Below are 9,504 nucleotides of genomic sequence, written 5' to 3'. Positions count from 1 at the left end.
TACCAGCGGCAGCATCAGCACGTAACGATCCGGGTTGATGCCCTGCGCCGCGAGCGCGTTGTCACCGGCGATGGAGATCGGAATCACGCAAAGCGTCAGCAGCAACAGGTAGAGCGGGAACAGCCAGCGCGCGGTGCGCACACCATCTTCCGACGTGTTCTCGACCATGGCGATGTGGAACTGCCGCGGCAGCAGCACGACGGCGGCCGCGGACAGCAGCGTGTAGGTCCAGAAGTCGGCGCCGATGCTCAACTCGCTGAGCGCGTGGTCGTGGGACGGCGTCGCCAACTCGTGCCACAGCTCCAGCGGACCGCCGTCGAAGACCTTCAGCGCGAATACCGCCACCGCGGCCAGGGCGAACAGCTTGACGACCGACTCCAACGCCACGACGCGGACGATGCCGGGGTGCTTTTCCCCTCGCGCCAGATGACGGGCGCCGAAAATCAGTGAGAACACCAGCATCACCGCGGCGATGCCGAACGCGGTTTCCAGGCCGCCCGCCGTGGTCGTCGGTGCCAGGGTGACGAAGGTGGATTCCACCGCCCGCAGCTGCAATGCGATGTACGGCACCGTGGCGCAGAAACAGATGCCGGTGGCCAGCGCCCCGAGGAACTGGCTGTGACCGAAACGCGCGGCGAGAAAGTCCGCGACCGAGGTCAGGTTGTTGCGATGGCTGATCTCGACGACGCGCAGGATCAGCCGCCAGCCGAACAGGTAGAGCAGCGCCGGTCCCAGGTAGATCGGCAGGTAAAGCCAGCCATTGACGCTGGCGGTGCCGACCGCGCCGAAGAACGTCCAGGTGGTGCAGTAAACCGCCAGCGACAGCGCCTGGATGCTCCCGGAAATCCGCCCGCTGCCCGCGGCGCGGTGGTCGCCGTGCCAGGCGACGGCGAACAGCAATGCGATGTATCCGGCCAGGATCAGACCGATGGTCGGTCCATTCATGATGCGGTCTCCCCCGCTGATGCCGGCCCTGCTGCGTCTCCCTTGTCGGCCCGGTCAACGCCACATTCGACCAAAGTCTCAGGCGCTGTCAAGACGTGGACGCCGCCGACCGCATCATCGTAACCAATTGATTTCAATACCGGCTTGCCACATCCGTCCCACCACCGGCCACCGTGGATAAGACTAAAGTCGAGCTAGGCCGGATGGGATCTCCTTCCTTACAGTCGCTGCACCGTCGCGCTGAAATTCCGCACCGCGGCGCAACAACAGAAAAGAGAGGAGTCCATCGTGAATCACGCACCTGAATCGGGTGCCGCAGCCTACTGGAAAGAAAACGTCCGCCTGCTGATGACCCTGTTGGTCGTCTGGTTCGTCGTTTCCTACGGTGCCGGCATCCTGCTCGTCGACCTGCTGAACCAGATCCCGCTTGGTGGTTACAAGCTGGGCTTCTTCTTCGCCCAGCAGGGATCAATCTACGTTTTCGTCGCGCTGATCTTCATCTACGTCCGAAAGATGAACCAGCTGGACCGCAAGTACGACGTCCACGAGGAGTAGCTGACGATGGATACACAAACCTGGATTTACCTCGTCGTCGGCCTGACCTTCGCGCTCTACCTGGGTATCGCGATCTGGGCCAGAGCCGGCTCCACGCAGGAGTTCTACGTCGCCGGTGGCGGCGTGAACCCGGTGGCCAACGGCATGGCCACGGCCGCCGACTGGATGAGCGCCGCGTCGTTCATTTCCATGGCCGGGCTGATCGCCTTTCTGGGCTACAACGCCTCGCCCTACCTGATGGGCTGGACCGGCGGCTACGTGCTGCTGGCGCTGCTGCTCGCGCCGTACCTGCGCAAGTTCGGCAAGTTCACCGTGCCCGAGTTCATCGGTGACCGGTTCTACTCCAAGACCGCCCGCATGGTCGCCGTGCTATGCCTGATCGTCGCCTCGATCACCTACGTGATCGGACAGATGAAGGGCGTCGGCGTCGCGTTCGGACGCTTCCTGGAGGTGGAATTCGAGACCGGCGTGATGATCGGGATGGCCATCGTGTTCTTCTACGCCGTACTGGGGGGGATGAAAGGCATCACCTACACGCAGATCGCTCAGTACTGCGTGCTGATCTTCGCCTACACCGTCCCGGCCATCTTCATCAGCTTCCAGCTCACCGGTGTGCCGTTCCCGCAGATCGGCCTCGGCGCCAACATGGCCGACGGCACCGCCCTGCTGGACAAGCTGGATCAGGTGGTAACCGACCTCGGATTCGCGTCGTTCACGGACCCCGAACACAACACGCTGAACATCTTCCTGCTCACCATGTCGCTGATGATCGGCACCGCGGGGCTTCCGCACGTGATCATCCGCTTCTTCACGGTTCGCAAAGTGTCGGACGCTCGCATCTCCGCGGGCTGGGCGCTGGTGTTCATTGCCATTCTGTACACCACGGCCCCGGCTGTCGGTGGTATGGCGCGCCTGAATCTGATGAACACCATCCAGACGGGGCCTATCGGCTCGCCCGAGGGCAATCTCGAGTACGAGAACCGTCCCGAGTGGTTCCGCAACTGGGAAACCACCGGGCTGCTGGCGTTCGAGGACAAGAACGGTGACGGTCGGATTCAGTACTACAACGACGCCAACCCCGAGTTTGCCGCGGAAGCGGCCAGCTATGGCTGGGCGGGCAACGAGATGGTCACCGTCGACCGCGACATCATGGTGCTCGCGAATCCCGAAATCGCCACGCTGCCGGGCTGGGTGATTGCGCTGGTGGCGGCTGGTGGCCTCGCGGCGGCCCTGTCCACCGCGGCCGGTCTGCTGCTGGCGATTTCCTCGGCCATTTCGCATGACCTGCTCAAGGGCATGTTCACGCCGAAGATCAACGAGAAGCAGGAGTTGATGGCGGGCCGTATCGCCATGGCCGGTGCCGTGCTGCTCGCGGGCTACATGGGCATGAATCCACCCGGATTCGCCGCGCAGGTGGTCGCCCTGGCCTTCGGTCTGGCCGCCTCATCGATCTTCCCTGTGTTGATGATGGGCATCTTCAGCAAGCGCGTGAACAAGGCCGGCGCCATCGCCGGCATGCTGACCGGGCTGCTCAGCACCGTCATCTACATCTTCGTGTTCAAGGGCTGGTTCTTTGTCCCCGGCACGAACTGGTTCCCCAACACGGCCGAGTACTGGCTGCTGGGCATCCAGCCGGAATCCTTCGGTGCGGTCGGCGCATTGCTGAACTTCGCCGTGGCCTTCGGGGTGTCCCGGGTTACGCAGGCACCGCCCGCTCACATCCAGGAGCTGGTGGAAAGCGTCCGCATTCCCCGCGGAGCGGGCATGCCCACCGGCCACTGAGACACACACGGCAGTTCACTGCCACCAAGCCCCTCGGCCCTCCGGCACCCTGCTCCTTCGGAGGGCACCTCGGCCCCGCCTTCGTGGCGGGGCTTTTTTTTGCCCGGAACAACCCGTATCGGCGCGGATGAGTCGGAACTTCCTTATACCGATTGAGACTTGTCCTACACCTCTCCCGGGCCCGCCGTGGAATAATGATCCGGGTCGCTCCTCCGGAAGATTCTGCATGTCGATCGAGGCATGGATTGCCATCGCGGTCACGATGAGCACGCTGGCCGCGCTGCTGCTTGTCAACCTGCCGCCCTACCTGGTCCTGATGGGTTCGTTGACCATCCTCTCGGTCTCCGGCGTGCTGAGCGGCGCCGAGGCCTTCGCCGGCTTCGGCAACACCGGCCTGATGACGGTCGCCGTGATGTTCGTCGTGGCCGGCGGCATCACCTCCACCGGCGGTGTGCACTGGCTGGTGCAAAACGTCCTGGGACGTCCGTCGAGCATTCGAACCGCGGTGTTTCGCGTCTACGCGCCGGTGGCGGCACTGAGCGGCTTCCTGAACAATACGCCGGTCGTGGCAACGATGATTCCGGCCATCAGCAGCTGGTGCCGACGCATCGACGCCGCCCCGTCACGGTTGATGATTCCGCTCAGCTATTCCGCGATTCTCGGCGGCACGCTGACGATGATCGGCACCAGCACCAACCTGGTGGTCAACGGCCAGTACGCGGACCTGACCGGCGAACCCGGTTTCGGCCTGTTCGCGATCACCATTGTCGGCCTGCCGGTTGCCGTCATTGGCGGGTTGATGATCGTGTTCGTGCTGCCCAAGATTCTCCCGGACCGGCGCGCACCGACCGCCAGCGAATCGCTGCGCGAGTTCACCGTCGAGGTGGCCGTCGATGCCAATGGCCCACTGGTCGGCAAGACCATCGAACAAGCCGGCCTGCGTAATCTGCGCACGCTGTTCCTGGTCGAGATTGGCCGTCAGGGCTCGGTGCTGACCGCAGTCGACAGCGAGGAAGTCCTCGCCGGTCACGACTGCCTGGTGTTCGCCGGCGATCCCGACGCGATCAAGGACCTGCTGGCGATCCGCGGGCTGGTGCCCTCCATCGGTGCCAAGCAGCAGCCAACCATCCTGGAAAACCGCCCGGAACGCCGACTGGTCGAGGCCGTGGTGTCGACCAACTGCGACGCCGTTGGCCGGACCCTGCGCGACTCCCAGTTCCGCGAGCGTTATGGCGCCGTGGTGCTGGCGGTCTCCCGCAACGGCCAGCGCATCAAGGGCGGCCTCGGCAGCATCCGTATCGAGGCCGGCGACTCCCTGCTGATGGAAGCCCGCCCCGGTTTCATCAACAAGCTGCAGAACAGCCGCGACTTCCTGCTGATCAACGATCTGGATGTCGACCGCCCCCGTCACGACAAGGCCTGGATGGCTTGGTCGATGCTGGCCGGCGCGGTGCTGGCCGCGACGACCGGCCTGCTCAGCATCCTTGATGCCGGCCTGCTCGCCGCGGCGGGCATGCTGCTCACCCGCTGCATGACGCCGGCGCAGGCGCTGCGGACCATCGACCTGCCGGTCATCATCACCATCGGCGCCTCGCTGGGTCTCGGCACCGCGCTGGCCACCAGCGGCGCGGCGGCGGCGATCGCCCATCAGGTCGTGGTCCTGGCCGGAGACAGCCCGGTCCTGTTGCTGATCCTGATCTACATCACCGTGCAGTTACTGACCGAGATGATCACCAACAACGGCGCCGCGGTGATCATGGTGCCGATCGCGCTGAGCATCACCGAGGAGCTGGGACTGGCGACCGCGCCATTCATGTTCGCGGTGATGATGGCCGCCTCCGCCAGCTTCGCGACGCCGCTGGGCTATCAGACCAACCTGATGGTCTACGGGCCCGGTCGCTATCGCTTCACGGACTTCCTCAAGGCAGGGATTCCGATGAACATTGTTGTGGGGATCACCACCATCGCCACCATCATTCTCGTCTTCGACCTGCGAGCCTGACCCATGCCCCGAACCCTCTACGGCATCAAGCAATGCGACACCGTCCGTCGCGCCCGCAAGGATCTGGACGACGCCGGCGTCGATTACCGCTTTCATGACTTCCGTGTCGACGGTCTGGAACCAGAGCAGGTCCGGGGCTGGGTCGACGCGGTCGGCATCGACACCGTGCTCAATCGTCGCGGCACCACTTGGCGACAGCTGAAGTCCGACGTGGCCGAGAACGCCGACGAGACGACCCTGATCGACCTGATGGTCGAACATCCAACGCTGATCAAGCGGCCGGTGTTCGAGCGCGATGGCGATATCCGGATCGGTTACGCCAGCAAGAACGCCCACGACACCCTGAACTGGTTCCGCTGACCGGGAGACTCTCTTGGAATATCTGCACACGATGGTCCGCATCTCCGATATCGATGCCTCGCTGGATTTCTACTGCGGGGCGCTGGGGATGGAGGAAATCAGCCGCTACGAAAACGAGAAGGGACGTTTCACCCTGATCTTTCTGGCCGCGCCAGGAGACAGCGACCGCGCCCGGACCTCAAAGAGTCCGATGATCGAACTCACCTACAACTGGGATCCGGAGGCCTACGACGGCGGACGCAACTTCGGTCACATGGCGTTTCGCGTGGACGACATCTATGCAACCTGCGAACGCCTGCAGGCCGCCGGCGTGACGATTAACCGCCCACCGCGCGACGGTCACATGGCCTTCGTGCGCTCCCCCGACAACATCTCGATCGAGCTGCTCCAGCGCGGCGACGCCCTGCCGGCCCGCGAACCCTGGGCCTCGATGGAAAACACCGGCACCTGGTAGCACACACAACCATTGCCGTGCCGCACAATGGACAGCGTGTGGTGCGGCGCCTATCGTCGGTCGGGTATCCACCGCGAGATTCGCCTGGGGACCCGAATGGGTTTTTCATTTCACGAAAATCCTGACTGCAACCGCATTCTGAACCTGATCAACCAGGACAGTCGTGACCTGGTCGGCGGCGTGTCCCTGCAGCTGATCGCCTACCACTGGTCGCTGATGCAGGGCGATGAAACCGGGCTTGCCGATGCCTACGAGCGGCTGATTGGCGAATCGCTGATCCGCGAGGTCGGCGACCGCTGCCTGCTGACGCCAACCGGCTATGCGCAGTTGCTGGACCCCGAATGCGCGGAAGTCGAGGTGGAATCCGCCAGCGAGTTGCACCGCCACGGCGGCCGACCCACCGAGTACTCGCTGCGGGCCGTATTGCTGGATGTGCTGACGCGGGGCGGGGGCAAATCCGTGCGTCTCGACGAACTGACCGAGCGCTGGGCCGTGTCCGGACTGCGCGCCGGGGAACTGCGCGACGCCATCGACCTGCTGATCCGCGACCAGCTCGCGAGTCTGACCGGGCTGCGCCGCCGCTCGCTGACATTGACCAAGGACGGTACCGCGTACGTCAACGGCCGCAAGCCACCCCAGGTACTGATCCAGATGGCGCCGCCGCTGGATGAGTCGGAACTGCGCTCCCGCGGCGTCGAGGCGCGCACGCTTTGCATGCTGGCGGCCTACGCCACCGGCGAGGCCGCGCAAACCCGCAGCGTCAGCTTTGGTGAGGTCAGCTACCGGCTGGAACGGCTCAAGATCCCCACGCATCGCGTCTTCCACGCCATCGAGCTCGCCCATCGCCTGGGGCATATCGACTTCGACGACGACACGCAGACCATCCACCTGACCCGGTCCGGCGACAAACTGTACCGTGCGGCCAACGGCCGGGCCGTGCAGTGGGCCATCGGGCAAGCCGTCCGAGAGGCATGAGCGTGACCGAACCACTGATCGTCACGATCGCCACGAACGTCTCCTCCGTCCGCGAGGGCGCCGATGCTGTCGTCGCGCACTACGCCTGGCGTCGATCGGGAGGCTCCGATGCCGGTTTCGCCGGACAGATCGCGGAGCTGCACACCCAGGGACTCGTGGACATCCTGCCCGGAAACCAGACCTATCTTCGACTGACACCGGACGGCTACCAGGCGTTGCCCGAGCCGGTCGACGACGATCAGGAAGACGAGGAAGCCGATCGCCACGTCCGACTCGACGCAGCGGAGATGCAGGCGCTGGTCAACGAGATCTTCAACCTGGCGGCCCGTGCCGGTGAAGCGGGTCTGACCGCCAGCGCACTGGCATCGATCTGGCGGATCGAGCGTCAGCGCGCCGCCGACTTGCGCGGCGTGCTCGACACCATGCTCAACGACGGCAGCCTCCGGGTCGAGCGCGGCCAGCGCACGGTCTTCTTTCGGGGCTGAGCGTCCCGGAACCCGACCGTACCGGGCCCTAGTCCCCCACCGCGCCATCCAGCGCGCTGAGCAGCTGGCCTCGAAACCAGCGGCTGGCCGGATCCCGGTCGACATTGCGGTGCCAGTACAGGTAGCCATCCAACGGTGTCATGTCCACCGGCGCCGATAGAATCTGATTGCTCAACCCGGCATTGGCGACACGGGCGTAGTTCTCCGGCATCGTGAGAATGAGATTGGTCTCATTGACCACCCGGCAGGCTGCGAAGTAGTGCTGGCAGCGCAAACGCACACGCCTGCTCTGCCCCAACTGGGCCAGACTGACGTCCTCCATGCCCCCACCGGAACGACGCACCGTGGCCAGGACATGCTCCTGGCGCAGATAGGTTTCCAGGTCCAGCCCCGCCCTCACCTCCGGATGACCCTGCCGTGCCACGACCACGAAACGGTCGAAGACGATGCGCTGACGGTTGATGCTGTCGGGTAGCGGCAGCAGCACGTCGATGGCGGCGTCGAGTTCGCCGCTGTCCAGATCCGCGGCCAGCGAACGCCGGTTGGTCTGGACCGCATCCAGATCCACCAGCGGCGCGACGCGGGTGATCGACCCCATCAGCGGGGGCAGCAACACGGACTCCAGCACGTCGCGCACCCCCAGGCGGAAGCGCCGGGGCGTGGTCGCGGGATCGAAACGATCGACCTCATGCAACATCAACTCGATGCTGCGCAAAGCCCGCCGGGCCGGTCGGATCAGATTCCGCGCCAGCGGCGTCGGCACCATCTTCCGCCCTTCGCGCACGAACAGCGGATCATTGAAATGACCACGCAGGCGGTTGAGCGCGTGAGTGACCGCGGGCTGGGTGAGGTGCAAACGTCGACCCGCCGCGGTGATGCCGCCCTCGGTGTAGATCGCATCCAGCACGACCAGAAGGTTCAGATCCAGCTGCCTGATATTCATCTCATTTATACAAACGAATAGAAAACATTCATTGGATGGATCGTAACCCGCCACCTATCCTTCGGCCACCGCTCATTCATCACGCAGGGACCGCATGGCCCAACTGCTGCTCGTTCGCCACGGACAGGCCTCCTTTGGCGCATCCGACTACGACAAGCTGTCCGATCTGGGCGTCGATCAATCCCGCGCGCTCGGACGCTGGTGGGCGCAAAGCGGTCTCGGCATCGACAGCATGGTGTCCGGCGACATGCTGCGACACCGGGAGACCGCGGACGGGGTGCGCGAGGCGTTTCCCGACGCGACCGAACTGCATATCGACTCCGGCTTCAACGAGTACGACTTCCAGGACGTGATGCTGCGCTACCGCCCGGACTTCGCCGAGGGCGGTGTCATGCGGCGGCTGGTCGCGGAGAAGTCCAATCCCAAGCAGGCCTTCCAGGAACTGTTCAGCCAGGCGACCGCGCGCTGGATGGATGCCGGAGACAGCGGCGAATACGAGGAATCCTGGCCGGCGTTTCGCGACCGCGTGGTCGCCGCGGCGCGTCGCATCATCGAGGACGACTCCAGGCGGGTGACGGCGGTGTTCACCTCCGGCGGACCGATCGGGGCGCTGGTGCAGTGGGTGCTTGGCCTGGACAACCTGCAGATGCAATCGCTGAACTGGGTCATCGCCAACAGCAGCGTCACCGGAGTCATCTACCGGCCCGGCCAGATCAGCCTCAGCTACTTCAACAACTTCGCGCACCTGCAACAAACGGGTGACCGATCCTTCATCAGTTATCGCTAGAAGATCCAGGAGACAGCATGACGCCCAATGAATTGTTCGACCTGTCCGGTCGCATCGCCGTCGTCACCGGCGCCAGCCGCGGCATCGGCGAGGCCATCGCCCGCCTGCTCGCCGGTGCGGGTGCCCACGTGATCGTGTCCAGCCGCAAGATCGAAGGCTGCGAGGCGGTGGCCGAATCCATCCGCGCCGATGGCGGCAGCGCCGAGGCGCTGACCT

General features: G+C 64.6%; 10 protein-coding genes and 1 pseudogene. 9 read left to right on the top strand and 2 right to left on the bottom strand.

Translation table 11 applies throughout. The annotated features are described in order from the left end of the window. Positions 1-945, bottom strand: a pseudogene (locus tag ABNS06_RS08000) (histidine kinase); the annotation flags it as partial. Between the two features lie 288 nt (positions 946-1,233). Between ABNS06_RS08000 and ABNS06_RS07995 the strand changes: the two are divergent. The 7 genes from ABNS06_RS07995 (at position 1,234) to ABNS06_RS07965 (ending at position 7,558) form a co-directional block, all read left to right on the top strand. Next, positions 1,234-1,500 (top strand): DUF4212 domain-containing protein, encoded by a 267-nt coding sequence (locus ABNS06_RS07995; RefSeq protein ID WP_348673747.1) that lies wholly within the window; start codon positions 1,234-1,236, stop codon positions 1,498-1,500. 6 nt (positions 1,501-1,506) lie between these two features. Further along, complete coding sequence (locus ABNS06_RS07990) at positions 1,507-3,282, top strand: sodium:solute symporter family protein (protein ID WP_348673746.1); 1,776 nt, start codon at positions 1,507-1,509, stop codon at positions 3,280-3,282. A gap of 226 nt (positions 3,283-3,508) precedes the next feature. Further along, entirely contained in the window at positions 3,509-5,284 is a 1,776-nt protein-coding gene (locus ABNS06_RS07985; RefSeq protein ID WP_348673745.1) for an SLC13 family permease, read from the top strand. A 3-nt stretch (positions 5,285-5,287) separates the two neighbouring features. Further along, a complete protein-coding gene (locus tag ABNS06_RS07980) occupies positions 5,288-5,644 on the top strand; it encodes an arsenate reductase (protein ID WP_348673743.1) in 357 nt (118 codons plus the stop codon). 13 nt (positions 5,645-5,657) lie between these two features. Continuing rightward, a complete protein-coding gene (gloA, locus tag ABNS06_RS07975; RefSeq protein ID WP_348673741.1) occupies positions 5,658-6,098 on the top strand; it encodes a lactoylglutathione lyase in 441 nt (146 codons plus the stop codon). Positions 6,099-6,194: 96 nt separating this feature from the next. Further along, positions 6,195-7,073 (top strand): hypothetical protein, encoded by an 879-nt coding sequence (locus tag ABNS06_RS07970; RefSeq protein WP_348673740.1) that lies wholly within the window; start codon positions 6,195-6,197, stop codon positions 7,071-7,073. Further along, positions 7,070-7,558 (top strand): hypothetical protein, encoded by a 489-nt coding sequence (locus ABNS06_RS07965; protein WP_348673739.1) that lies wholly within the window; start codon positions 7,070-7,072, stop codon positions 7,556-7,558. Before ABNS06_RS07970 ends, ABNS06_RS07965 begins: the two co-directional genes overlap by 4 nt. Positions 7,559-7,586: 28 nt before the next feature. Here ABNS06_RS07965 and ABNS06_RS07960 read toward each other — a convergent pair whose 3' ends face one another. Beyond that, complete coding sequence (locus tag ABNS06_RS07960; protein WP_348673737.1) at positions 7,587-8,501, bottom strand: LysR family transcriptional regulator; 915 nt, start codon at positions 8,499-8,501, stop codon at positions 7,587-7,589. A gap of 94 nt (positions 8,502-8,595) precedes the next feature. Between ABNS06_RS07960 and ABNS06_RS07955 the strand changes: the two genes are divergently transcribed. Both ABNS06_RS07955 and ABNS06_RS07950 read left to right on the top strand, forming a co-directional pair. Further along, positions 8,596-9,288, top strand: coding sequence for a histidine phosphatase family protein (locus ABNS06_RS07955; RefSeq protein ID WP_348673736.1), 693 nt, complete (start codon positions 8,596-8,598; stop codon positions 9,286-9,288). 17 nt (positions 9,289-9,305) lie between these two features. Beyond that, a partial coding sequence (locus tag ABNS06_RS07950; RefSeq protein WP_348673734.1) for an SDR family NAD(P)-dependent oxidoreductase occupies positions 9,306-9,504 on the top strand: 199 nt, incomplete at its 3' end.

The sequence above is a fragment of the uncultured Abyssibacter sp. genome (assembly GCF_964000955.1).
Taxonomy (GTDB): Bacteria; Pseudomonadota; Gammaproteobacteria; order Nevskiales; family OUC007; genus Abyssibacter.
Note: the sequence above shows the minus strand (reverse complement) of the source record. Positions and strands in the feature narration are given on the sequence as shown.

Coding starts and splice junctions, on each gene's coding strand:
- ABNS06_RS07990 (WP_348673746.1), top strand. CDS start 1,507: ATGGATACACAAACCTGGATTTACCTCGTCGTCGGCCTGACCTTCGCG.
- ABNS06_RS07985 (WP_348673745.1), top strand. CDS start 3,509: ATGTCGATCGAGGCATGGATTGCCATCGCGGTCACGATGAGCACGCTG.
- ABNS06_RS07980 (WP_348673743.1), top strand. CDS start 5,288: ATGCCCCGAACCCTCTACGGCATCAAGCAATGCGACACCGTCCGTCGC.
- ABNS06_RS07970 (WP_348673740.1), top strand. CDS start 6,195: ATGGGTTTTTCATTTCACGAAAATCCTGACTGCAACCGCATTCTGAAC.
- ABNS06_RS07965 (WP_348673739.1), top strand. CDS start 7,070: ATGAGCGTGACCGAACCACTGATCGTCACGATCGCCACGAACGTCTCC.
- ABNS06_RS07960 (WP_348673737.1), bottom strand. CDS start 8,501: ATGAATATCAGGCAGCTGGATCTGAACCTTCTGGTCGTGCTGGATGCG.
- ABNS06_RS07955 (WP_348673736.1), top strand. CDS start 8,596: ATGGCCCAACTGCTGCTCGTTCGCCACGGACAGGCCTCCTTTGGCGCA.